24 protein-coding genes are annotated in these 23,760 nt (G+C 69.7%); 14 read left to right on the forward strand and 10 right to left on the reverse strand.

Features of this window, described 5'->3' with window-relative positions:
- Positions 1-9: 9 nt before the first annotated feature.
- Genes AC4D2C_RS02810 through AC4D2C_RS02830 form a run of 5 tightly spaced genes read right to left on the reverse strand, consistent with a single transcriptional unit; the run spans position 10 to position 5,764 of the window.
- Positions 10-984, reverse strand: coding sequence for an ABC transporter permease (locus tag AC4D2C_RS02810; protein ID WP_490912415.1), 975 nt, complete (start codon positions 982-984; stop codon positions 10-12).
- On the reverse strand, positions 981-1,973 hold the full coding sequence (locus AC4D2C_RS02815) for an ABC transporter permease (protein WP_490905072.1): 993 nt from the start codon (positions 1,971-1,973) through the stop codon (positions 981-983). Before AC4D2C_RS02815 ends, AC4D2C_RS02810 begins: the two co-directional genes overlap by 4 nt.
- Complete coding sequence (locus AC4D2C_RS02820) at positions 1,970-3,529, reverse strand: sugar ABC transporter ATP-binding protein (RefSeq protein WP_490912416.1); 1,560 nt, start codon at positions 3,527-3,529, stop codon at positions 1,970-1,972. The genes AC4D2C_RS02815 and AC4D2C_RS02820 overlap by 4 nt, the downstream gene beginning before the upstream one ends.
- Positions 3,530-3,563: 34 nt before the next feature.
- On the reverse strand, positions 3,564-4,643 hold the full coding sequence (locus AC4D2C_RS02825; protein WP_490912417.1) for an ABC transporter substrate-binding protein: 1,080 nt from the start codon (positions 4,641-4,643) through the stop codon (positions 3,564-3,566).
- A gap of 32 nt (positions 4,644-4,675) precedes the next feature.
- Complete coding sequence (locus AC4D2C_RS02830; protein ID WP_490912418.1) at positions 4,676-5,764, reverse strand: mandelate racemase/muconate lactonizing enzyme family protein; 1,089 nt, start codon at positions 5,762-5,764, stop codon at positions 4,676-4,678.
- A 121-nt stretch (positions 5,765-5,885) separates the two neighbouring features.
- Here AC4D2C_RS02830 and AC4D2C_RS02835 point away from each other — a divergent pair, with 121 nt between their 5' ends.
- From AC4D2C_RS02835 to AC4D2C_RS02855, 5 genes are read left to right on the forward strand one after another with little or no spacing between them, the layout of a single operon-like run.
- Complete coding sequence (locus AC4D2C_RS02835; RefSeq protein ID WP_490912419.1) at positions 5,886-6,863, forward strand: C-terminal binding protein; 978 nt, start codon at positions 5,886-5,888, stop codon at positions 6,861-6,863.
- Positions 6,860-7,906: a zinc-dependent alcohol dehydrogenase gene (locus tag AC4D2C_RS02840; RefSeq protein WP_490912420.1), complete on the forward strand. Its 1,047-nt coding sequence runs from the start codon at positions 6,860-6,862 to the stop codon at positions 7,904-7,906. Before AC4D2C_RS02835 ends, AC4D2C_RS02840 begins: the two co-directional genes overlap by 4 nt.
- The gene (locus AC4D2C_RS02845; RefSeq protein WP_490912422.1) at positions 7,903-8,655 is read left to right on the forward strand and encodes an SDR family oxidoreductase; all 753 of its coding nucleotides are present in this window, start codon (positions 7,903-7,905) and stop codon (positions 8,653-8,655) included. Before AC4D2C_RS02840 ends, AC4D2C_RS02845 begins: the two co-directional genes overlap by 4 nt.
- Positions 8,652-9,329, forward strand: coding sequence for a bifunctional 4-hydroxy-2-oxoglutarate aldolase/2-dehydro-3-deoxy-phosphogluconate aldolase (locus AC4D2C_RS02850; protein WP_490912423.1), 678 nt, complete (start codon positions 8,652-8,654; stop codon positions 9,327-9,329). The genes AC4D2C_RS02845 and AC4D2C_RS02850 overlap by 4 nt, the downstream gene beginning before the upstream one ends.
- A complete protein-coding gene (locus tag AC4D2C_RS02855; protein WP_490912424.1) occupies positions 9,326-10,267 on the forward strand; it encodes a sugar kinase in 942 nt (313 codons plus the stop codon). The genes AC4D2C_RS02850 and AC4D2C_RS02855 overlap by 4 nt, the downstream gene beginning before the upstream one ends.
- A 5-nt stretch (positions 10,268-10,272) precedes the next feature.
- Here the strand turns inward: AC4D2C_RS02855 and AC4D2C_RS02860 are convergent, their stop codons facing one another.
- From AC4D2C_RS02860 to AC4D2C_RS02870, 3 genes are all read right to left on the reverse strand, one after another.
- On the reverse strand, positions 10,273-10,941 hold the full coding sequence (locus AC4D2C_RS02860) for an Orn/Lys/Arg family decarboxylase (RefSeq protein ID WP_490912425.1): 669 nt from the start codon (positions 10,939-10,941) through the stop codon (positions 10,273-10,275).
- A 328-nt stretch (positions 10,942-11,269) separates the two neighbouring features.
- Positions 11,270-11,713: a MarR family winged helix-turn-helix transcriptional regulator gene (locus AC4D2C_RS02865; RefSeq protein ID WP_490912426.1), complete on the reverse strand. Its 444-nt coding sequence runs from the start codon at positions 11,711-11,713 to the stop codon at positions 11,270-11,272.
- A 120-nt stretch (positions 11,714-11,833) separates the two neighbouring features.
- On the reverse strand, positions 11,834-12,667 hold the full coding sequence (locus AC4D2C_RS02870) for an alpha/beta fold hydrolase (protein WP_490912428.1): 834 nt from the start codon (positions 12,665-12,667) through the stop codon (positions 11,834-11,836).
- A gap of 102 nt (positions 12,668-12,769) precedes the next feature.
- Here AC4D2C_RS02870 and AC4D2C_RS02875 point away from each other — a divergent pair, with 102 nt between their 5' ends.
- The 9 genes from AC4D2C_RS02875 to AC4D2C_RS02915 all read left to right on the forward strand — a co-directional run bounded on the left by AC4D2C_RS02875 (position 12,770) and on the right by AC4D2C_RS02915 (position 22,498).
- The gene (locus AC4D2C_RS02875; RefSeq protein WP_490912429.1) at positions 12,770-13,504 is read left to right on the forward strand and encodes a response regulator; all 735 of its coding nucleotides are present in this window, start codon (positions 12,770-12,772) and stop codon (positions 13,502-13,504) included.
- 45 nt (positions 13,505-13,549) lie between these two features.
- Positions 13,550-15,232: an ABC-F family ATP-binding cassette domain-containing protein gene (locus AC4D2C_RS02880; RefSeq protein ID WP_490912431.1), complete on the forward strand. Its 1,683-nt coding sequence runs from the start codon at positions 13,550-13,552 to the stop codon at positions 15,230-15,232.
- A 127-nt stretch (positions 15,233-15,359) separates the two neighbouring features.
- On the forward strand, positions 15,360-16,580 hold the full coding sequence (locus tag AC4D2C_RS02885) for an MFS transporter (RefSeq protein ID WP_490912432.1): 1,221 nt from the start codon (positions 15,360-15,362) through the stop codon (positions 16,578-16,580).
- A 32-nt stretch (positions 16,581-16,612) separates the two neighbouring features.
- On the forward strand, positions 16,613-17,602 hold the full coding sequence (locus tag AC4D2C_RS02890; protein WP_490905086.1) for an ATP-binding cassette domain-containing protein: 990 nt from the start codon (positions 16,613-16,615) through the stop codon (positions 17,600-17,602).
- Between the two features lie 86 nt (positions 17,603-17,688).
- Positions 17,689-18,474, forward strand: coding sequence for an ABC transporter permease (locus tag AC4D2C_RS02895; RefSeq protein ID WP_490905184.1), 786 nt, complete (start codon positions 17,689-17,691; stop codon positions 18,472-18,474).
- Between the two features lie 182 nt (positions 18,475-18,656).
- Entirely contained in the window at positions 18,657-19,604 is a 948-nt protein-coding gene (locus tag AC4D2C_RS02900) for an ABC transporter ATP-binding protein (protein WP_490912433.1), read from the forward strand.
- Between the two features lie 2 nt (positions 19,605-19,606).
- Positions 19,607-20,494 (forward strand): ABC transporter permease, encoded by an 888-nt coding sequence (locus AC4D2C_RS02905; protein ID WP_490912434.1) that lies wholly within the window; start codon positions 19,607-19,609, stop codon positions 20,492-20,494.
- A gap of 29 nt (positions 20,495-20,523) precedes the next feature.
- The gene (locus AC4D2C_RS02910; RefSeq protein WP_490912436.1) at positions 20,524-21,846 is read left to right on the forward strand and encodes a sensor histidine kinase; all 1,323 of its coding nucleotides are present in this window, start codon (positions 20,524-20,526) and stop codon (positions 21,844-21,846) included.
- Entirely contained in the window at positions 21,794-22,498 is a 705-nt protein-coding gene (locus tag AC4D2C_RS02915) for a response regulator (protein WP_490905090.1), read from the forward strand. Before AC4D2C_RS02910 ends, AC4D2C_RS02915 begins: the two co-directional genes overlap by 53 nt.
- Positions 22,499-22,516: 18 nt before the next feature.
- Here the strand turns inward: AC4D2C_RS02915 and AC4D2C_RS02920 are convergent, their stop codons facing one another.
- Both AC4D2C_RS02920 and AC4D2C_RS02925 read right to left on the reverse strand, forming a co-directional pair.
- Positions 22,517-22,954: a hypothetical protein gene (locus tag AC4D2C_RS02920; RefSeq protein WP_490912438.1), complete on the reverse strand. Its 438-nt coding sequence runs from the start codon at positions 22,952-22,954 to the stop codon at positions 22,517-22,519.
- Positions 22,955-23,050: 96 nt separating this feature from the next.
- Positions 23,051-23,695 (reverse strand): TasA family protein, encoded by a 645-nt coding sequence (locus AC4D2C_RS02925; RefSeq protein ID WP_490912440.1) that lies wholly within the window; start codon positions 23,693-23,695, stop codon positions 23,051-23,053.
- Positions 23,696-23,760 lie beyond the last annotated feature (65 nt).

The following is a 23,760-nucleotide window of genomic DNA, read 5'->3' on the forward strand; positions in this document are numbered from 1 at the left end:
GATGGACGGTCAGGCCCTGCGGCGATTCGACAGGACTCCCTGCACGATCACGGCGAGGACCAGGAACAGGCCCGTGACGAGGTCCTGGTAGTAGGCGTTGAGCGTGCCGATCTGGTTGATGACGTTCTGGATGACCCCGATGAGCAGGACACCGCAGATGGCACCCAGCATGGTCCCCACCCCGCCGGTCAGGAGGACCCCGCCGATGACGGCGGCGGCGATGGACGTCAGTTCGTACCCGGTGCCCAGGGTGGCGACGCCGGAGGACAGGCGGGAGGCCAGGAGGGCGCCGGCGAGTCCCGCGAGGGAGCCGCTGATGACGTACACGGCCACTTTCACCCGGGAGGTGTCCGCGCCCATCATCCGTGCGGCGTCCTCGTTGCCCCCGAGGGCGAAGACGCTGGACCCGAAGGGCGTCCGGTTCAGCACGAGGCCGGCGGCCACGAAGGCGATCAGCAGGATCCAGATGAGGTTGCTGATGCCGAGGAAGGAGCCGTTGCCGATCGAGGTGAAGCCGTTGCCCGGCTGGATGACGATGCTCAGCGGGGCGAGGGCGAGCGCGATGCCCTTGACCGCGAGGAGCGCCGAGAGGGTGACGATGAAGGGCGCCATGCCGGCCTTGCCGATGAGGAGCCCGTTGACCAGGCCCATCACGGCGCCCGCGACGACAGGCGCAGCGAGCGCTGCCGCCCAGCCGTAGGGTGCCGCGAGCGCCGCGCACACGGTCCCGAGTCCCACCATCGAACCGACCGAGAGGTCGATCCCCCCGGAGATCAGTACGAAACTCTGCCCGATGGTGATCAGACCCACGAAGCACGCGGCCGTGGCGATCGCCGAGAAGTTGGGGGCGGTCGCGAAGGACGGGAAGAGGACGGTGGCGAGGATGCAGAGCAGGAGCAGGGCACCGATCACGCCGTAGGACTGCGTGAGTTCGAGCACCCGGTTCCGCCGGGCCTTCTCGGGGGCGACGTCGGTGAGGGTCATCGGGTGTCCTTCCGTGATTGCTGGAGGTACAGCGCCACGATGATCAGTGCCGCTTTGAGCACCTGGGCGAACGCGAAGTTGATGCCCTGCATGACGAAGGTGGTGTCGATGAGCTGGAGGAAGATCGCGGCGGCCACCGTGCCCAGGATGGAGATCCGCCCTCCCGCGAGCGGGGTCCCCCCGATGACGACGGCGGCGATCGCGGTCAGTTCGAAGTTGAGCCCGATGAAGCTGGGATCCGACGCGCCGATCCTGGCGGAGATCATGAGGCCCGCGATCCCCGCGAAGGCCGCGCTCAGCGTGTAGACGGCCAGCAGGGTGGTGTTGCGGGGGGTACCCGCCAGGAAGGCGGCTTCCCGGTTGGAACCGGCGAACAGCGCGTACCGGCCGAACGTGGTCCTGCGCACCAGGATCGCGACGAGGCCGGCCACGGCGAGGGCGAACAGCGCCACCACGGGGATGCCGAGGAAGGACGCGTTGCCGATCCAGGTGAACAGGCCGCCGGAGGGGATGCTGCTGCGGGAGCCTCCCGACAGCGCCTGCGCGAGGCCGCGCACGGCGACGAGCAGTCCCAGGCCGGTGATCAGCGGATTGATGCGCGCGAAAGCGATGAGGGAGCCGTTGAAGGCGCCGATCAGCGCCGCCGCCGCGACCGCGATGATGATGGTCGCCACCTCGCCGTAGCCGAGGTAGAGCGCGATCGTCGCAGAGCTGAACGCCATGACGGAGCCCACCGAGAGGTCGATTCCACCCGTACCGATGGCCAGGCACTGGCCTACGGCCACCATGATGATCGGCGCCGCGGAGAACAGCAGGTTCTGGAGCGTGAAGGCCGTGGCGAAGCCCTCCGTGGCCACCAGGTTGAAGAGGAACAGGGCGATCAGCGCGGCGTACACCGAGTACTTGCTCGCCCATTCCTGCAGCCGCTGGCCGGTCGGTCGTCCCTCCTGCTCGCGGCTGGTCGCCGCGGGGCGTGTCGCGGTGCTCATTCCGTCCCTCCCGTCGTGGTTGCCGTGGCCTGCGCCTGGCCGGAGAGCTGGGCCACGACGTCGTCGTACCCCACCTCGTGCGGGTAGATCTCCCCGGTCGCCTGGCCCTCGCTGAGGACCACGAGGCGGTCGCACAGGGTCAGCAGTTCCTCGGTCTCGCTGGACGTCACGACCACCGCGAGGCCCTGGGCCGCGAGGTCGCGGATGACCCGGTGCACCTCGGCCTTCGCGCCGACGTCGATGCCGCGGGTCGGGTCGTCGAGCAGGATCGCCTCGGGACCGATGGACAGCCAGCGCCCGAGGAGCACTTTCTGCTGGTTCCCGCCGGAGAGCTCGCTGATGGACTGTTCCGGGTTGACGGCCTTCACGCGGAGCTCCCCGGAGAACTCCTTGACCACCTTGTTCTGGGCGGATCTGCGGATGAATCCCGCCGTGGACAGCTTGCCCAGCATCGCCGCGGTCATGTTCTCCTTGACGCTCAGCCCGGGGAAGATGCCCTCGGTCCGGCGGTCCTCGGAGAGGTAGGAGATCCCGGCCCGCAGGGACCGCGCCGGGGTGCGCCGACCGAGCTGCTTCCCGCCGACCCGGACCTCGCCCGAATCGCCCCGGACGGCGCCGAAGATGGTCTTGCAGGTCTCGGTGCGCCCCGAACCGAGCAGCCCGAGGAGACCGACGATCTCACCCTTGTGCACGTCGAACGAGACGTCCCTGACCCGGGTGCTCCAGGTCAGGTTACGGACGGACAGGCCCACCTCCTCACCGGCGAGCCGCTCGGTCCGCTTCCTGGCGGCGTCGCGGTCGAGGACCCCCTCCTCGAGGTCCACCCCGCCCAGCATCGCCTTCACGAGTTCGGCCCGGGGCAGCTCCGAGGGCGTGCTCTCCGTGACCAGCTCGCCGTCGCGCAGGACGGTGAAGCGGTCGCAGAGCTCGTACAGTTCCGACATGCGGTGGCTCACGAAGAGCAGCGCCGTCCCCTCGGACCGCAGCTGGCGGATCACCGCGAACAGCGTCTCGATCTCGTTGCCGTTCAGCGCCGAGGTGGGTTCGTCGAGGATCACCACCTTCGCATCGAACGCCACGGCCCGCACGATCGAGACCATCTGCTGCATGCCGAGCCCGAGGTCCGAGATCCGGGCGCGTGGATCGATCGCCAGGCTGTAGCGGTCCAGGATCTCCTGCACCTGGCGCAGGGCTTCCTTCTTGTCGAGGAACCCGGCGCGCTGCGGTTCCCGTCCGAAGAGGATGTTCTCGGCGACGGTCCGCTCGGGGATGAGGTTCACCTCCTGGTACACCGTGCTGATGCCGGCGTGCTGTGAGTCCAGCGGCCGCGCGAAGGTCACCGGGTCACCCTCGAGGAGCAGTTCGCCGGCATCCGGCTGGTAGAACCCGGTGATGATCTTGATCAGCGTGGACTTGCCGGCGCCGTTCTCGCCGTTGAGGCCGTGGACCTCCCCGGCCCGGAGCGTGAGGGAGACGTCCTTCAGGGCGCGCGCCCCCCGGAACGACTTCTGGATACCCCGGGCCTGGAGCACAACGGGGCTGTGATGATCGGACATGTCCTACCTCGCTGTGAGTGGTGGTGATGCGGGGCTAGTAGGCGGCACCGGAATCCAGGGCTTCCTGGGCGTTGTCCTGCGTGTACAGGGCGTCCTTCATGATGATCTCCTGGGAGACATCCTCACCGGCGAACCAGTCCTCGAGGGCCTGGAGGGCGGCCTTGCCGAAGCGCGGGTTCGTCTCCACGACCGAGAAGATCTTCCCGTTGGCGATCTCCGTGACGGCGTCGGCGGTGCCGTCGATCGAGACCACCTGGATGTCCTGGCCCGGCTGCTTGCCGAAGTTGTTGATGGCCGTGAGGGCACCGAGTGCCATCGTGTCGCTGTGCGTGTAGACGGCGGTGACATCGGGGTTCGCGGAGATGACCTGGCCGAGGACTTCCTGCGCCTCGCTGGTGGACCAGTTGCCGGTCTGCTGGGCCACGATCTCGAGGCCCTCGTGCTTCGCGATCTCATCGGCGAAGCCCTCCGTGCGCAGGGTGGCGACGTCGCTGCCCGGGGCGCCCTGGATCTCGGCGATCCTCCCCTCACCGCCCGTGGCCTCCACGATCGCTGCCGCCGCGCGTTCGCCCTGCTTGTAGAAGTCCGAACCCAGGAACGTGATGAAGTCCTCGCAGGGCGTGCCCTCGGGCTGCCGGTCGATCGTGACGATCGGGATCTGCGCCTCACGGGCCGCGGCGAAGGCGCCCTGGAGCCCGGTCGCGCTGATGGGGGCCACGATCACGGCGTCGACGCCCTGGTTGATCATCGACTGGATGTCCGTGAGCTGCTTGGCCTGGTCGCTGTTGGCGTTGGTGTAGACGAGCTCCGCCCCGGCCTCCTCCACGGTCTGGCGCACGGACTCGGTCTCCACGGCGCGGAACGGGTTCTGCTCGTTCTCCGACTGGGAGAAGCCGATCACCATGTCCGAGATGGGTGTGTCCGAGGGCGAGGGGTTGGTGCAGACCTCCTCGGACTCGCGTTCCACGACCTGGGACGCGCCCTCGGGCTCGGCCTCCCCGCCACCACCACCGCCGCCGCCGTTGCCCGATTCGAGGGGGGCCGTGCACGCGGCGAGGGCGAGGATGGTGGCGGAGGCTGCGCCGGCGAGGGTGACAAAACGACGATGTTTCATGACTGCTGTTCCTTTGGGTGGTGGTGGACGGATCAGGCGCGGTGCTGTTCGAGGGCGTCGAAGTCGAGGTCGATGCCGTGCCCGGGGGTGTCCGGCGCGGTGACGAAACCGTCGACGATCGGCATGGGGTCGGCCATGTAGGCCTCCATGCTGAAGCCGTGGGCCTCCATGAAGGTGCGGTTGGGTGCTGCCGCGAGGGCGTGGACCGTGAGGTCGTGGACGCCGTGGCTGGTGACCGGCAGGTTGAAGGATTCGGCGAGTGAGGCGATCTTGCGGAACACCGTGTACCCGCCGCAGTTGCTGACGTCCGGTTCGGGGTAGGTGATGGCGCCTGCCGTGATCGCTGCCCGGAACTCGTGGAGGGTGTGCAGGTTCTCGCCGCCCGCGAGCGGGATGCCGCCCTGCCGGAGGATGCGTTCATGGCCGGGCAGATCGTCCGGGATGATCGGTTCCTCAAGCCAGAGAAGGTCGAACTCCTGCAGGGCGCGGGCCGCCGTGATGGCCTGGTCCGCGGTCCAGCGCATGTTGGCGTCCACCATGAGGGGGAAATCGTCGCCCAGGTGGGTGCGCATCGCGGCCACCCGCTGTATGTCCTCCCGGGTGCTCGGGCGCCCCACCTTCATCTTGATGGCGCGGAACCCCGCCTCCTGGAACGCATCGGCCTGGTGCAGCAGCTGATCCTGCGTGAATTCGAGGTCGATCCCGCCGGCGTAGACGGGCACCCGCGGGTCGTACCCGCCGAACAGCTGCCACAGCGGGGTGTTCAGCCGGCGGCCCTGAAGATCCCAGAGCGCCACATCGACGGCGGAGATCGCGGAGGTCTGGTGCCCGCCGCGGCCCGCGTAGTGCAGCTGCCACCACAGCTTCTCCCAGAGGTACTCGATGCGCGTCGCATCCTCGCCGATCAGGGCGTCCGCCATGTACCGGTTGATCATGACGGCGACGGCAGCACCGCCGGCGTTGACGGTGTAGGTGTAGCCGAGGCCCTGCACGCCGTCCTCGTCGCGGACGCGGACGGTGATGAGCTCGAAATCGTCCATGGCGCCGTGCATGCTGTCGGTCAGCCGGACGGCCAGCGGCACCCTGTAGTGATCTGCGACCACGGACGCGATCTTCGACATATGGAAAGTCCTTCGGCGGCTTCGGAGAGGGATCACCGGACTGGAAAACCGGTTTCCTGTTGTGATATACCTTACATCCGAAGGCAAGGCTGTCAAGCGTCCGAGAGGGAGGGGCCAACGCATGAAGATCGTCATCACCGATTGCGACCACGCCGGGATCGACGAGGAGGAGGCGGTGGCCCGCGAGCACGGCATCGACCTCGAACTGCGGCAGTGCCGCTCGGAGGACGAGGTGATCGAGGCGGGCCGGGGGGCTGATGCCCTGCTCGTCCAGTACGCGCCCATCACGGACCGGGTCCTCACGGCGCTGCCCGGCCTCAAGGCCATCGGCCGCTACGGCGTGGGGGTGGACACGGTCGACGTCGACGCCGCCTCCGCTCACGGCGTGGCGGTCTGCAATGTCCCGGACTACGGCACGGAGGATGTCAGCGACCACGCCATCGCCCTCGCCGTCTCCATCGGCCGCGGCATCGTGGCCTTGGACCGGGGCGTCCGCGCGGGTTCGACGGACCTGGGCCCGGTCCGGCCGCTGCATCGGTTCTCCACCCGCGTCTTCGGGGTGGTGGGGCTCGGACGGATCGGCACGGCGACCGCGCTGAAGGCGAAGGGCCTGGGCTACGCGGTGATCGGCCACGACCCGCGGGTCGACGCCGGATCCACGACCCCCGAGGGGATCGACGCCGTCGGCCTGGAGGACCTGTACGCCCGGGCGGACATCGTCTCCCTGCACGTCCCGCTCACGGACGGGACGCACCACCTGATCGACGCGCCGGCGCTGGAACGCTTCAAGGACGGCTCGGTCCTCGTCAACACGTGCCGCGGCGGGGTGGTCGATTCGGCTGCCGTGGTGGAGGCGCTGCGCTCCGGCAAGCTCAAGGGAGCCGGTCTCGACGTGTTCGAGACCGAGCCGCTGCGTCCCGACGATCCGCTGGCCGCGGAGGACGCCGCGGTGCTGACACCGCACGCCGCCTGGTACAGCGAGGAATCGTACGTGGAGCTGAAGCGCCGCACCATCGAGAACGTCGTCGAATTCTGTGCGGGCCGCGAGCCGCGGGACATCCTCAACGGCGACGCCCTCACGCGGGAGGATGCACGATGACCGGGCAGCAGGAGCACATGACGGCGGCGGTCTGGACGGGTCCCGACGCGATCGACGTGCAGGAGGTGCCCGTCCCCACCCTGCCGGAGGGCTGGGCCCTGATCCGCGTCGAATACACGGGGCTGTGCGGAACCGACTTCTCCATCCTCCACGGCACCCACCCCCGCGCCCGGGCGCCGATGATCCTCGGCCACGAGATCACGGGCGTGGTGGAGGTGGCCGCCGCCGCGGGCCCGGAGCGCGGCACCCGGGTCACCGTGGAGCCGCTGATCACGTGCGGTGAGTGCGGGCCCTGCACGAGCGGGCACTCCCATGTCTGCCGGAACCTCGAACTGTTCGGCATCGACGAACCGGGATCGCTGGCGGGGTTCGTGGCACTGCCCGCCACGGCACTGGTCCCGGTGGACGCCGCGGTCCCGCCCCTGCAGGTGGCGCTGGCCGAGCCGCTGGCCGTCGCCGTCCACGCAGTGGAGCGGTCGGGGCTCCGGGCCGGGGACAGCGTGGTGATCTTCGGCGCGGGACCCATCGGCATCCTCACGGCACTGGTGGCCCGGCATGCCGGAGCCGGCTCCATCCTCGTGTCCGAACCCAGCGAGGACCGGCGGCTCGTCGCCGAGGACCTCGGCTTCGCCACGGTCCCGGCCGGCGCCGACCCGGTGGAGACGGTCAGGAGCGCCACCGGCGGTACCGGGGCCGACATCGTCTTCGATTCGGCGGCCCACCCGGCCGTCGCGGCGTCCCTCGCGAAGGCCGTCCGCGTCCTCGGCACGATCGTCCTCGTCGGCGTGTACAAGAAGCCCGCGGAAGTGGACCTGCAGGCGCTCACCTTCGCCGAGAACACCGTGGTGGGCGTCCGCGTGTACACCAGGGCGAACGTCGAGGAGGCGGTCCGGCTCCTGGAGAGCGACGCCCTGGGGCTCGGCCGGGTTCCCGTCGAGGTGTTCGGTCTCGGGCACACGATGGAGGCGTTCGAGAAGGCGATGTCCGCCAGCGGTGTGCTGAAGGTCCTCGTCGGCCCGGGCCCTCAGGGCGGAGCGGCATGAATCCCTTCGACCTCACGGGCCGGCGCGCCGTCGTCACGGGCGCATCCCGCGGCCTCGGGCAGGGCATCGCGGCGGGCCTGCTCGCCGCCGGAGCCGACGTCGTCGCGTTCCAGCGCGGCGAACTGCCCGCTGATCTCACCGACTTCGCGGCGGAGCGCGGGCGGACGGTGACCCGGGTGGCCGTGGACCTGACGAGCACGTCCTCGATCGACCAGGCCGTCGGGGAGGCCCTGGCCGGAGGCCCGGTGGACATCCTGGTCAACAACGCCGGCACACAGATCCGCCACGACTCGACGGACTTCCCCCTCGAGGACTTCGACACCGTGATGACGGTGAACACCCGCGCGGTGTTCCAGCTCTGCCAGGGTTTCGCTCCCGCGATGCTCGACCGCGGGAGCGGCAAGATCATCAACCTTGCATCCCTGCTGTCCTTCCAGGGCGGCCTCCGCGTACCCGCCTATGCGGCCTCCAAGGGTGCCGTCGCGCAGCTCACCAAGGCCCTGTGCAACGAGTGGGCCGGCCGCGGCGTCAACGTCAACGCGATCGCCCCGGGCTACTTCGACACGGCCATGAACACGGCCCTGCTCGCGGACCCGGAGCGCAGCGGGCAGGTCTCGGCGCGGATCCCCGCGGGGCGCTGGGGGCGCATGGAGGACATCTCCGGGGCCGTGGTCTTCCTCGCCTCGGGCGCCTCCGACTACGTACACGGAGTGACCCTGCCGGTCGACGGGGGGTGGCTGGCCCGATGAACGCCTCGCAGCGGAACCCCGGACGCCTCGCGATCCCGCAGCGCCTGCGCGAGCGACCCGTCGTGGCGGTGCTCAGGGCGGATCACGCCCGGGACTACGAGCCCGTCGTCGAGGCCCTGGCCGAGGGGGGCGTCCTCTCGATCGAGCTCACCCTGAGCACGGCCGGCGTCCTGGCGGACCTCCCGGGCCTGGTCGGCCGGTTCGGGGCGTACGCGGACATCGGCGTCGGGACGGTCACCGAGGCGTGGGAGGCGGCCGCCGCGATCGACGGGGGAGCGGCGTACCTCGTCACCCCGACCGTGAACCACGACGTCGTCGCGCTCGCAACCGCGCGCGGCGTGCCGGTCTTCCCCGGCGGGCTGACGCCCACCGAACTGCTCGGCGGCTGGCGGTCCGGGGCGACGGCGGTCAAGCTCTTCCCCGCCTCGGCCGTGGGTCCGGGCTACCTGGGACAGCTGAAGGGCCCCTTCCCGGACATGCCCGTCATCCCCTCGGGAGGCATCAGCGTCGAGGACGCCCCCGGCTGGATCGCGGCCGGGTCGGTCGCGGTCAGCATCGGCGGCCCGCTCCTCCAGGACGCGTTCAGGGGAGGCAGCCTTCGCGACCTCACCCGCCGTGCCAGCATCCTGCTCGAAAACGTGCAGGCGGCCGTCGAGGAGAGGGACGGGCTGTGAGCGACGTCTTCACCTTCGGCGAGACGATGGCACTGATGACGGCGAGCACACCCGGGGCCCTGGCGCACGTCGCGTCCCTGGACCTCGGCATGGGCGGGGCGGAGAGCAACGTCGCGATCGCCCTGCGCCGCCTCGGCACCTCCGTCACGTGGGCAGGCCGGGTGGGCCAGGACAGCCTCGGCGACCTGGTCCTGCGCGAGCTGAGCGCCGAGGGCCTGACGGTCCACGGCGTCCCCGACGCGACGGCACCCACCGGCCTGATGATCAGGGAACAGCGGACACCGGGCTCCACGCGGGTCTGGTACTACCGTGCCGGCAGCGCCGGGTCCAGGCTGTGCCGGGACGACCTGCCCGCCGCGGCGATCGCCGCGGCACGGGTGCTCCACGTCACCGGCATCACCCCTGCGCTCTCCGCCTCCGCCGCGGACGCGGTGCGTCAGGCCATCACCACGGCGCGCGACGCCGGGGTGCTCGTCTCCTTCGACCTCAACTACCGGTCCGCGCTGTGGACCGGTGAGGCGGCAGGGAAGGCCTACCGGGAGATCATCCCCGAGGCCGACGTCGTGTTCGCCGGCGACGACGAGGCGCGCCTCGCTGTTCCCGGATCGGATCCGGCCGAGCTCGCGCGGAACCTGGCGGCGCTCGGGCCGCGGCAGTCCGTGGTCAAGCTGGGCGCGCTGGGGGCCGTCGCCTTCATCGACGGCCGGGACTACCGGGTGCCCGCGGTCGCGGTGCACGCCGTGGACACCGTGGGAGCGGGGGACGCCTTCGTGGCCGGATACCTCTCCGACCTGCTGCTGGACGCGCCGCCCGCCGCGCGGCTGGAGACCGCCGCCCTCGTCGGGGCCTTCGCCTGCACCGTCCCCGGCGACTGGGAAGGCAGCCCCCGCCGCGCCGACCTGCCCCTGCTGACCGCAGCAGACCCTGTACGGCGCTGAGGGGTCTACTCCTTCACCACGCGCACGGTCGCGAGGGAGGCGTCGCCCGGATCGGGCAGGACCGTACCCGCGTCGACACCGCTCCGCAGGTACTCGAGCGATGCTTCGTTGATGCGTTCTCCAGGGAGGAGGACGGGGACCCCCGGAGGGTACCGCGTGGCCAGTTCTGCGACGGTCCGTCCGACGTATTCCTCGACGGGAATGTCCTCGACGGGTCCGAAGAACGTATCCCGGGGGAGCATCGCCGTCTCGAGATCCAGCTCGCCCTCGTCGGGGATGAGCACGGTGGGCGACTCCGGGAAGGTCGGGGCGGCGTCGACGAGCAGGCGCAGGCCGTCCATCAGGCGATCCACGGCCGACTCGTCGTCGGCGATGGGAATCGTGATCTCGAACCGGCGGTGGTCCGTGGTGCCGAAGTCCAGCAGGCAGTTCTCCCGCAGCCAGTCATGGGCCTGGTATCCGGTGATGCGCAGCCCCGAGACATCCACGAGGACGCGCATGATGTCGAGGTCCTGCGAGGCCTCGCGGGAGGTGAGTTCCTCCTCCAGCACGTGCAGACCCGGCAGTTCCTCGATCCGCTCCCGCACCCGGCGGGTCAGGGCCAGGGTGCGCCCGATGATGTCGTGTCCGTGCTGGACCATCTGGCGCCGCCATCCGTCGATCGCCGCGGTCATGGCAGATCTTCGTGATCGCCCCGATGTCGGCGCAGGTCCCGTACGACGTCGGGCTCACGATCAGCGCAGCCGACGCATCCGGGTAATTCTCCCACATCGCCTCGACCTCCCCGGGAGTCGGCGGATGGGCGAGCCTGAGGTCGTTGTCCCAGCTCGAGAAGAACGTCTGGTCCGCCCCAGAACCGACAAGCGTAGCCGGAGCGCGTCGAGAATCGACCGGTGCCGAGCACCGGTGCTGATTGTGCAGCGCAAGAGGTTGAACGTGCGAAGAACGACCGTCCCGGGGACGGTCGTTCTTCGAGGTGGTGCGGATGCCCTGCGCGAAGGCTCAGACGACGACGGCTGCCGGCTTCTGGCGCTGAGGCGCGAGCTCCCCGATGATGCCGCGCAGGAGGCTGCGCAGCTCGTAGGATTCGAGTCCCTCGCCCACCATCAGGGTCCGTTCGATGTCCTCGGCCTTCGCGAGGGCATCCACGCCGGACGGGGTGATGGTGATGCGCTGGCTGCGGCGGTCGATGCTGTCGCGGATGCGTGAGATGAATCCCTGCCGCTCGAGCTTCTCGATCGTCTTGCCGATCGTCTGCGCCTGGACGTGCACCGCGAGCGCCAGCTTGGCGCCCGTCATGGTGCCATGCCGGGAGAGGACTCCCAGGGTGGTGTAGCCGGCATGGGTGATCCCGATGTCGAGCAGCCTCTCGTTCCAGGCGTGGTCCACGAGGCGCGCGGCGGTGGTGAGCAGGCGGCTGGTTGACCACTCTTCCAGTTCAGACATGCGATGTTCCTTCCAGGGCTGAAACACCCGGCCGGTACTGCAGACCAGTGCCGGCCGGGTGTCGTGTCCTTGCGGCTGACCGGGTGGAGCAGGGGGACGGGATCAGCCGCAACAGGTCCATCATGCGCTTCTATCTTCAAGTTTTCCCGGTGACCCGTCCGAAGCTTGCGGCAAGACGGCCATCCGCAGGCGGACCGTCCGCGTGGCGAAGGCGATGATCTCCGCCGCGACGGCGCGGGCCGCCGAGTGCTGGACCACGTGACCCTGACCTTCGATCTCCACCAGCATGCCATTACGGGCACGTGCCGTGAGCTCCCGGCTCCACCGGTGTCGTGCCACCGGATCACGCCCGCCGCGCATCACCAGGACGGGGCAGTGGAGCTGCTCGACGGCGCGTTCCAGCGGATACTGCATCATGGGCAACAGCTGCCGCACGTACCAGCGGAGGCCCGTGCGGAGATAGTCGACGAACACGATGGCGTTGGCCGACGGGCTCTCACGGAACGTGTCGTGGCCGAGGGAGACCGCCTGCTGCAGGACCGTGCGGCGCTGCCTGTCCACCACCGGGCCGATGAGGACGACCCGCTCCGCGAGGGCCGGCGCCTGCAGCGCGGCCGCCGTGACGAACTGCACACCCATGGAGTGCCCCACGAGTGTGCAGGAGGTCACCCCGAGGGCGGCCAGCGCCTCGACGACGAACCGGGCGTGGTCCTCCACGCCGAGGTGGGTGCGCGGCCGGGGCGACGTCCCGTAGCCGGGGAGGTCCACGGTGTGCACCTCGGCGTCGGCTGCGAGTCCGGCGCTGAGACGGTCGAAGTAGCGGTGGGTCATGCCCAGTCCGTGGACCAGCACGTACGGGCTGCGCGGGGAGGTGGGATTCTCCGGTCCGGGGGTGGTGCGGACGCGGATGGTGAAGCCGTCCACCAGCACCGTGCGGAGGGTCGTCGATAGCATCCCGGCAGTCTACGGGGGCCGGAGATCGGTTTCTCAAGATCCGTTCAAGAGGATCGGCTGTTCGGGGCCACCTGCGGCCCCGACATATGGAATTCTTGACTCATGTCTGTTCCCACGTCCCAGCGCACGGCGCTGATCATCGAGGACGATCCGGACATCCGCGAACTGCTCGCCACCACGCTGCGCATGAACGGCTTCACGACCGTCGAGGCCGCCTCCGGGCTCGAGGGCCTGACCGCACTGGCGGAGCACGCACCCGATCTCATCACGCTCGACCTCAACCTCCCGGATCTCGACGGCGTCGAGGTCTGCCGGCAGTGCAGGGCCTCCACCGACGCCTACATCGTGATGGTGACGGCCCGGCAGGACGAGATCGACCGGCTGATCGGCCTCGAGATCGGAGCCGACGACTTCATCGGCAAGCCGTTCAGCCCCAGGGAGCTCTCCGCGCGTGTCTCGGCGATGTTCCGGAGGCCCCGCACCGGCGCCGGCCCCGCACCGCAGGCCGCGTCCCACGGGAACGCCCTGCTGCGCCACAACGAGCTGACCATGGACGTGGAGGGGCGCGTGGTCGCGCTGGACGGGCAGGAACTCGCACTGACGCGCATCGAGTTCGACCTGCTCGAGACCCTGCTGACGGGCGCGCAGCGGGTGTGGACGCGGGAGGCACTCCTGAACCGCGTCTGGGGTGACGGCTGGAGCCAGGACCATCACCTCGTGGAGGTGCACATCCGCAACCTGCGCAAGAAACTCGGCGAGGACACGAGCAACCCCCGTTTCATCCGCACCGTGCGCGGCGTGGGATACCGCATGACCCCGGGCGACGCCGGGCGCTGACCGGAGCGGTCGTCCCGGTTTGGGCCCGGGTGGAAGACTGGACACGTGGCTCATCTCGACGTCTCCGGTATCGACTACTTCCTCTCCGACGGCAGGCAACTGCTCAACGGCGTGGCCTTCAAGGTGGGCGACGGCCACAAGACGGCCCTGATCGGCCCGAACGGCACCGGCAAGACCACGCTCCTGCGCATCGTGGCCGGCGACCTCCTGCCCGATGAGGGGGCGGTCAGCCGCTCCGGGTCCATGGGCATCATGCGGCAGTTCGTCGGCCAGGTACGCGACGACACCACGGTCCGGGACCTCCTCGTCTCGGCCGCTCCGCCCGTGCTCGCCGCGGCGGCGAAAAGGATCGACGACGCCGAACTCGCCATGATGGAGGCCGACGACGAACCGACGCAGATGAGGTACGCGCAGGCCATCGCCGACTGGGGCGACGCAGGCGGCTACGAGCTCGAGACCACCTGGGACGAGGTCACCATGGCCGCCCTCGGCGTCCCCTTCGACCGTGCGCAGTACCGGGCGGCGTCGTCGCTCTCCGGCGGAGAGCAGAAGCGGCTCGTCCTGGAGGCCCTGTTCTCCGGCCCCGACGAGCTCCTGCTCCTCGACGAGCCGGACAACTACCTCGACGTGCCCGGCAAGCGCTGGCTCGAGGCGAAGCTGCGCGAGTCGAAGAAGTCCGTGCTCTTCGTCAGCCACGACCGCGAGCTGCTCGCCAATGCCGCCACGCGCATCGTGACCCTGGAGCCCGGCGTGCTCGGGGCGTCGTCGTGGACGCACGGCGGCGGCTTCGAGACGTACCTGAAGGCACGCGAGGACCGCAACGCGCGGTTCGAGGAACTGCGCAAGCGCTGGGACGAGGAGCACATCAAGCTCAAGGAACTCGTCAACATGTACAAGAACAAGGCCGCGTTCCGCTCGGACATGGCGAACCGGTACCACGCCGCCCAGACGCGCCTCGCGAAGTTCCTCGAGGCCGGACCGCCCGAGGCGATCCCGCTGGAGCAGAAGGTGTCCATGCGCCTGCAGGGCGGGCGCACCGCCAAGCGCGCCGTCGTCGCCCAGAAGCTCGAACTGACGGGGCTGATGAAGCCCTTCAGCACCGAGATCTGGTTCGGCGACCGCGTGGGCGTGCTGGGCTCCAACGGCTCCGGCAAGTCGCACTTCCTGCGGCTGCTCGCCGCCGGCGGCTCGGATCCCGACAAGGAGCACATGCCGGTGTCCGAGGTCGACATCGCCGAGGTGCCGCACGAGGGCACCGTGAAGCTCGGCGCGCGCATCCGCCCCGGCTTCTTCGCGCAGACCCATTCGCGGCCCGACCTCCTCGGCCGCACCCTCGTGGACATCCTGCACCGCGGTGACGAGCACCGCTCGGGGCTGGGCCGCGAGGCGGCGTCCGCAGTCCTGGACCGCTACGGGCTGGCGGCGCAGGCCGAACAGCCCTACGACTCCCTCTCCGGCGGCCAGCAGGCGCGGCTGCAGATCCTGCTCCTGGAGCTCTCCGGCGCCACCCTCCTGTTGCTCGACGAGCCCACGGACAACCTCGACCTGCACTCCGCGGAGGCGCTCGAGCGGGCCATCGGCGCGTTCGAGGGCACCGTCATGGCCGTGACGCACGACCGCTGGTTCGCCCGCGGCTTCGACCGGTTCCTCGTGTTCGGCTCCGACGGCAAGGTGTACGAGACGAAGGAACCCGTCTGGGACGAGAGCCGGGTGGTCCGGGCGCGCTGAGCCGCGTTCCTCCACACCTCCTCCACAGCACCGTCCACAGGGTTGTCCACAAATTGTGGACAAGGAGGAGGTCCGACCGCGGGACCGCCGTTTGTGGCGCACTGCGGCCGCCGCCTACGGTGGCAGAGTGAAACCCGCCGTCCGCGCCGCCATGATCGCCACCTACGCCATCTTCGGCCTCAACGGCCTCGTCTTCGCGAGCTGGGCGGCGCGCATCCCGGCCGCATCGGACACGCTGGGGCTCGGAGCCGGGCAGACCGGCGGCCTCCTGCTCGTCGGCGCCGTCGGCTCGGTCCTGTCCCTCCCCCTCGCGGGGCTCGTCGCGGCACGGTTCGGCACCGGGAACACCGTGCGGATCGGCGGGGCCGCCGCCGCCGTCGCCGCGACGTCCGTCGCATTCGGCCTGGCCACCGTCTCCGTGCCGGTGGTGGCCGTCGGACTGTTCCTGTTCGGGTGCGGGATCGCCCTGTGGGACGTGGGGCAGAACATCGAGGGCGCCGACGTCGAGCGCCTCGTGGGGCGGACCATCATGCCGCGCTTCCATGCCGCGTTCAGCGGGGGAGCGTTCGTGGGCGCCCTCATCGGGGCCGGTCTGTCCGCCGTCGACGTGTCGCTGTCGGCGCACCTCGTCGCCGTGGCCGTCCTCAGCCTCGCCGTCTCCCTGTGGACACCCCGCCATTTCCTGCCCGAGGTGTCGCCGGACGCCGCCGCGACCGGAGCGGCGCCCGACGGCACCCGACGGCGGGGCCTCGGCGCATGGGGCGAGCCCCGCACGCTGCTGATCGGTCTGGTGGTGCTGGGCGCCGCGCTGACCGAGGGTGCCGCCAACGACTGGGTGGCGAAGGCGAGCGTCGACGGTCTCGGCACCTCGGAGAGCGCCGGAGCCGTCATGTTCGCGGTGTTCGTGGCCGCGATGACGGCGCTGCGCTTCCTCGGCGGACCGCTGATCGACCGCTTCGGCCGGGTGCGGGTCCTGCAGGCCAGCCTCGGGTCCTCCCTCGCGGGCCTCGTGGTCTTCGTCGCCGCGCCGAACGTGCCCCTCGCGGCCGCCGGAGCCGTCCTCTGGGGTGCGGGAGCCGCGCTCGGATTCCCCATGGGTATGTCGGCGGCGGCGGACGACCCCGATCGTGCCGCCGCGCGCGTCTCCGTCGTCGCGACCATCGGGTACACCGCCTTCCTCGCCGGCCCGCCCCTCATCGGCTTCCTCGGCGACGTGGTCGGTATCCGCCACGCCCTGCTGGCCGTCGGGGTCGCCGTGCTGGCCTCCTTCCTCGTGGCTCCCGCGGCCCGCGAACGACCGGTGCCGGCCGACGCGGCATTGCGGACAGTATCTGACCGAAGTCCCTAGGTCCCCCCGAGCGGGGGTCCTACCCTTTTGGGATGGCGATTATCGAGGCAGAAGGTCTGAAGAAGACCTATTCGTCGAAGAGCGGCCCCGTCCACGCGCTCGACGGCATGAACCTTTCCGTTCCCCAGGGAACAGTCAAGGCCCTCCTGGGGCCCAACGGTGCAGGCAAGACCACCGTGGTCAAGATCCTCACCACCCTCGTCCAGCCGACCGCCGGCAGCGCGCGCATCGACGGCATCGACGTCCTGCGTGATCCGAAGGCCGCACGCCGCATCATCGGCGTCTCCGGCCAGTACGCGGCGGTCGACGAAGGACTCACCGGTTTCGAGAACCTCGAGATGGTGGGCAGGCTCTACCACCTCGGCGCCCGCGAGTCGAAGCGCCGGGCACAGGAGCTCATCGACCAGTTCGAGCTGACGGAGGCCGGGAACCGCCCGGTCAAGGGGTTCTCCGGCGGCATGCGGCGCCGGATCGACCTGGCCGGGGCACTGGTGATCAAGCCGAAGATCCTCTTCCTGGACGAGCCGACCACGGGGCTGGACCCCCGGAGCCGGCTGTCCATGTGGGGCATCATCAAGGACCTCGTGAAGGACGGCACCACGCTGCTCCTCACCACCCAGTACCTCGAGGAGGCGGACCAGCTCTCCGACGACATCGCGGTGATCGACGGCGGCAGGACCATCGCCGCAGGGACCGCGGACGAGCTCAAGGCGCAGATCGGGGGCCACCGCGTGGTGGTGTCGCTCGTCGACGCCGCCCACGCCCCGTCCGCCCGCGAGATCCTCGGGCGCCACGGCGACGGCGAACCCAGTGTCGGCGGGGACGGCCGCACCGTGGAGGTCGCGGTCACGAACGGGCCCCGCGCCCTGCAGTACATCCTGTCGGACCTCGGCGAGGCGGGCATCGACCTGCACGACGCCGGCATGCGGCGGCCGAGCCTCGACGACGTGTTCCTCACGCTCACCGGCCACCGGACCGAGGACGCCTCGGCCGAAGCCCCCCAGAAGGAGACAGCAGCATGAGCGTCCTGGCACCCGAGAACAGGCAGCCCGAGAACCGTCGGTCCGCGATCCGCGGCGACTCACCCGAGCCGCCGTCCGAGCTGAGCATGTGGTTCTCCGACGGCTGGACCGTGACCAAACGCAACCTGACCAAGCTGAAGCGCTCCCCCGACATGCTGATCTTCGCCGTCCTCCAGCCGATCATGTTCGTGCTGCTGTTCAGCCAGATCTACGGCGGGTCCATCCAGGTGGAGGGCGCCGACTACACGCAGTACCTCATGGCGGGCATCTTCGCGCAGACGGTGATCTTCGGATCCACCTTCTCCGGATCGGCGATGGCCCAGGACCTCAAGGACGGCATCATCGACCGTTTCAGGACCCTGCCCATGAGCTCGTCCGCGGTGCTGATCGGACGGACCAACAGCGACCTCGTGCTCAACGCGCTGTCGGTGGTCATCATGATGGGCACCGGATTCGTGGTGGGATGGCGCGTCAACGCGTCCATGGGCAGCTTCCTCGCCGGACTCGGCCTCCTGCTGCTGTTCTCCTACGCGTTCAGCTGGGTGATGGCACTGCTCGGGATGTCCGTGAAGTCGCCCGAGGTCATCAACAACGCGTCCTTCATGATCCTCTTCCCGCTCACGTTCATCTCGAACGCGTTCGTGCAGTCCCAGAACCTGCCGAGCGCACTCGAGACCTTCGCCAACTGGAACCCGGTCTCGGCGCTCGTCCAGGCGGCCCGCGAGCTGTTCGGCAACACGGGGACCCTCCCGGCCCCCGACGTCTGGCCCATGCAGAACGCCGTCCTGACCGTCCTGATCGGCGCCGCCCTGATGCTCGTGGTCTTCGTGCCGCTGTGCATCCGGAAGTTCAGGCTCATCAGCAGCCGCTGACCGGAGGGCGTCGTCCTGAAGAGGACCGACGTCGTCCGGTGGTCGTCCGAAAGGGGTACGGCTCGTCCACCCGTGATCATCCCTGGGGCCGGTGAATCCGCACCGGTCCCAGGCCTACTGTTGGTGGTACCGGCCCGCAGTAGCGGGACGGCCCCGAACCACCTCCAGTCAAAGGACGCTCCATGATCGAGGCCCAGGCCCTCTCGAAGCGGTACGGCGCCAAGACCGCCGTCGACGCCGTCTCCTTCACCGTGCAGCCAGGCAAGGTGACGGGCTTCCTCGGCCCGAACGGCGCCGGCAAGTCGACCACCATGCGCATGATCGTGGGCCTCGACAACCCGAGCGGCGGACGGGTCACCGTCAACGGGCAGCCCTACGCGCAGCACCGCGCACCGCTCCGCGAAGTGGGTGCACTGCTCGATGCGAAGGCCGTCCACACCAAGCGCTCCGCCTACAACCACCTCCGTGCCATGGCTGCGACGCACGGCATCCCGAACAGCCGGGTCAAGGAGGTCATCGAGCTCACGGGGCTCGGTCCCGTCGCCAGGAAGAGGGTGGGCGGCTTCTCACTCGGTATGGGCCAGCGCCTCGGGATCGCGGCGGCTCTCCTCGGTGACCCCCACACGGTGATCCTCGACGAGCCCGTCAACGGCCTCGACCCCGAGGGTGTCCAGTGGGTGCGCCACCTCGCGAGGGGCCTCGCCTCCGAGGGCCGCACCGTCTTCCTCTCCTCGCACCTCATGTCGGAGATGGCCCTGACGGCCGACCACCTCATCGTCATCGGCCGCGGCCGCATCATCGCCGACGCCCCCATCCAGTCGATCATCGACGGTCAGGGCAAGGCCCGGGTGCGGGTCCGGGCCGACCGGCCGCAGGACCTCCTCGGCAGCCTCGCCGGCGAGGGGGTGTCCTCGCAGGTCCTCGAGCCGGAACTGGTCGAGATCACGGGCGTCGAACCGCGCCGTATCGCTGAGATCGCCCTCCGGGAGCGTGTCCTGGTGTACGAACTCACTCCGCTCCAGGTATCCCTCGAGGACGCCTACATGGAGCTCACCCAGACCGAGGTCGAGTACCACTCGCACGACCTCCCCACCGCCGCCCAGGCTGCCGCACCAGTGGAAGGACGCTGACCATGGCCACGTCGACCTCACCCGCCCCCACCCAGCAGCGGCCCCGGCCGCAGCGTGATACCGGCTCGGGCGTGAACTTCGGGCGGGTCCTGAAATCCGAATGGATCAAGGTCACCACCGTCCCCTCGACCGTCATCCTCATCGTCTCGACCGTCGTCGTGATGGTGGGGCTCGCCGCGCTCTTCGCCTGGTCACTGTCGGTCATGGCGCAATCGGTCGGCGATCCGAGCGTGCCGGCGGAGTTCCAGGCACCCACGGAAGGCCCGGGAAGTGCGGCGTTCGAAGCCCTGACGACGCCGTCGTCGGGCCTGGTGTTCGGGCAACTGCTCATCGCGTCGCTCGCGGTGGTCCTCATCGCCTCGGAGTGGACCACGGGCATGATCCGCTCGACGATGGTCGCCGTACCGAAGCGCACTCCTGCCCTCCTGGCGAAGACCGTCATCGTCGCGGTCGTCGCTTTCGTCGTAGGCTTCGGCAGCGCACTGATGTCCTACCTCGTCGCTCAGCCCATCCTCGGGGGAGAGAATCTCGACTTCGCCCTCACGGAGGACGGCGTCCTCGCGAGCGTCATCAACACCGGGACCTTCCTCGCTCTCGTGGCCGTCATCTCGATGTCGATCGGTATCCTGCTGCGCAACACGGCCGGAGGCGTGGTGACGGCGGTCGGCATCTTCTTCGTGCTGCCGATCATCGTGCAGCTCATCTCAGGGCTCGCCGACTGGATCCCGGATGCAGCGCGGTTCCTCCCCGGAGACGCGGGGACGCAGATGGTCGCCGTGACGACGGCAGAGGATGCGCTGACCCAGTGGGAGGGCGGTCTCGTCATGGGTGCCTGGGCCCTGGTGCTCCTGGTCCTGGCCCTCGTCGTCGCCAAGAAGCGGGACGTCTAGGAACGCCCTACGCCTCATGGATTTGACCCTTGAGTGAGACCCACCCGATGAGGGAGACCGCGGAGCGCAGCACCGCGGTCTCCTTCACGGAGCTCAACGCCCGCCGGCTGGGTCCGTTCCGGCGGTTCTTCCGCAGGCATCCGCGGGCCATGGACGCCGTGGTCGTCGTGGTGTTCGTCCTCTTCAGTTTCCCCGGCGCGCTTTTGCTGATCATCGACTCCGGGAACTGGATCGGCCTCCCGGGTGTGGTGCTGTCGGCCGCGGCACTGGCATTCCGGCGCGACCGGCCCATGCTCGTCCTCGCGTTCGTCTCCGTCCTCGATGTTCCGGTCAGCATCCTGACCGAGGGCACCGGCAGTAGCGGAGTGGCGACGATGTTCGCCCTGTACACGGTGGCCTCCATCTACCCGCTGCGGCCGGCGCTCGTCGCAGCGGCTGCCGCGACCGTCCTGTCCGTCAGCGCCCTGTTCCTCATCCCGGTCAGCGCCTTCGAGGGTGCCCCGGGCGTGACGTGGCTGCTCAGCGGCTTCATCGTGATGTTCCTCGGGATCGCGGTCGGCGTGGGCGTCACGGTGCGCAGGGACCGCGAACACGAGAGCGAGCTGCGCGAGTGGGCCGGTCGCAACGCGGAGTTGGCGTCCGCGGGGGAGCGGAACCGCATCGCGCGGGAGATGCACGACGTCGTCGCGCATTCACTGACGGTCATGGTGGCGCTGTCCGACGGCGCCGCCGTGGTCATGAAGCGGGATCCGGACCGTGCCGGCGCGGTGCTGCGTGAACTCTCCGGAACCGGCCGCACGGCCCTCGCGGACATGCGGAGGGTCCTCGGGGTCCTCCGTGCCGAGGCCGCGAGCGAGACGCTGGAACCGCTGCCCGCGTCGAGCTCCCTCACGCAGCTCCTCGAGGGGTTCCGGGCCGCAGGGCTGCCGCTCAGGGTGACCACGAGCGGGCCCAGACTGCCGGACGACCCCGCCTTCCAGCTGACGGTGTACCGGATCCTGCAGGAATCGCTGACCAACGTCCTGCGGTATGCCAAGGGGGCTACTCTGGTGGACATCTCGATCGCGCGCACCGGGGACGCGGTCTCCCTGCGCGTCACCGACGACGGTCGGGGCACCATGGGCCCGGCCGTGTCCCTCGGCTCGGGCCAGGGTATCGCCGGCATGCAGGAGCGGGCCGCCATCTATGCCGGTTCGGTGGAATTCGGAGCCCGCCCGTCGGGCGGCTGGACCGTGGAGGTCCGTCTGACAGTTCCCGACGCCGAGGGCGGCGCGGAAAACCCACGGGGGAAGGAGAAGGATGACAACGCACCACAGCACGCAGGGCACGCCCATCAGGATTCTGCTCGCTGACGACCAGCCCCTGCTGAGGATGGGCTTCCGGCTGATCCTCGAGGGCGAGCCGGACCTCGAGATCGCCGGCGAGGCGTCGACCGGCACCGAGGCCGTCCGCCTCACCGCGGAACTGAAGCCGGACGTGGTGCTCATGGACGTCCGGATGCCCTTCGGGGACGGGATCGAGGCCACACGCCAGATCACGGCCTCGGCCTCCGGCTCACGCATCATCATCCTGACCACCTTCGACCTGGACGAGTACGCGTTCTCCGGTCTGCAGGCGGGGGCGTCGGCATTCCTGCTGAAGGACGTGGCCCCCGAGGACCTGGTGCATGCGGTGCGGATCGTCGCGAGCGGTGATGCCGTCGTCGCCCCGCGCGTCACCCAGCGGCTGCTCGAGACCTACGTGCGGTCGCTGCCGCCGGCACACCTGACGGCGGCCGTGCCGGACCGGCGGCTCGCCGAGCTGACACCGCGGGAGCGGGAGGTGCTCGAGGCGATCGCCGGGGGCCTCTCGAACGCCGAACTGGCGGCGCGGTTCTTCCTGTCGGAGGCCACGATCAAGACGCACGTGCGGCGCATCCTCACCAAGCTGGACCTGCGGGACCGCGTGCAGGCCGTGGTGTACGCGTACGAGAACGGGATCGTGGTGCCGGGGCCGGCACACTGACCCGACCGCAGCGAAGGATCAGGGGCAGGTGATGACCCGCTCGGCGTTCTGTCCGATCCAGGAGCCGACGTTCGCACGGATACGCAGCGTGTAATTGCCGACCGATGTGGAGGCGCGGGTGATCGTGGTCGCGCGGGTCGTGACCGGAAGATTGTTCGTCGTCACCTGCCCGCTCGGAGCGGTAAGCGTCACGGTGTAGCCCGTGGCGCGGTTGACGGCACCGAAATCGGAGAGCGTCACCGTCATCGATGTCCTGGCCGATGTGCAGGAGTAGTTGCCGGTCACGCTGGCCGGAGCCGGGATGGCGTATGTTCCGACGGATATCGGAGCCGTGGCCCTCGCATTGAAGGACGCCTGCGCGATCGTGGGGACGAACGTGAAGATCACCGTGCACATCAGCAGACCCGCGAGGAAGCGGACACGACGCAGCGGGCGCGGGGTACGGTGCTGGCTCATGGGCGTCATCCTTCCTCGTCGTTCCTCATCCGGCCTTGTCGTGGAATGCCGATGTCCCGGTGCCCTGGAGGAGTTCCAGGGCACCGGGACCGGGGACTAGCGGCTGGTCGCTGCGCGCTGGGTGGCGTTGAAGGCGAAGTTCACGGTGCTCGTGAGCCCCTGGAACGTGTTGCCGGCCGTGGTGGGGAGTGTCGCGGTGACGCGCAGGTTGTCGGCCTTGGTGCTGGCCATCGACGCGAGGTTGTTGAGGACGACGTCGGTGCCGATGATCTGGCGGGTCGCCAGGACCTGCGTGGTGGCGCCCGAGCAGGTGTAGGTGTAGGCGGGTGCGGTGCCGGCTTCGGTCCAGGGGACGCTGCAGGCGTCGATGGCGACCTGCAGGCCGTTGAGGGCGTCGGTGGTGAGCAGGGTGGCCGTGCCGACCGGCGCGGTGCTGAGGGTCACGCCGCCGAAGTTCTGGTTGCCGGTGTTGCTGAGGGTGACGGCGCGCTGGATGGTGTCGCCGGGGACGACGCCGGTCGCGGCGACGGAGAGGCGGTTGGCGGCGGTGCCGTCGGCGCCGAGCTCGACCTTGACGGTGCCGGCGGTGACGGTCTCGCTGGCGGAGGTCGTGGAGGTGAAGGAACCGTAGGTGCCGAGGCCGGCGACGGAGGCTGCGACTCCCAGCAGTGCGACGGAGGCCAGGACCTTGCCGGAGGTGGACTTCATGCTGATGCGGGAGGTGCGAGCGGTGCGTGCCATGATGAGACCCTTTTTCTGTGACCTGGTGGTGTGTCTCCGGCACCCCCAGTGGGTCCCGGCTCTTC

This window comes from Arthrobacter sp. TJ-240 (assembly GCF_058269195.1).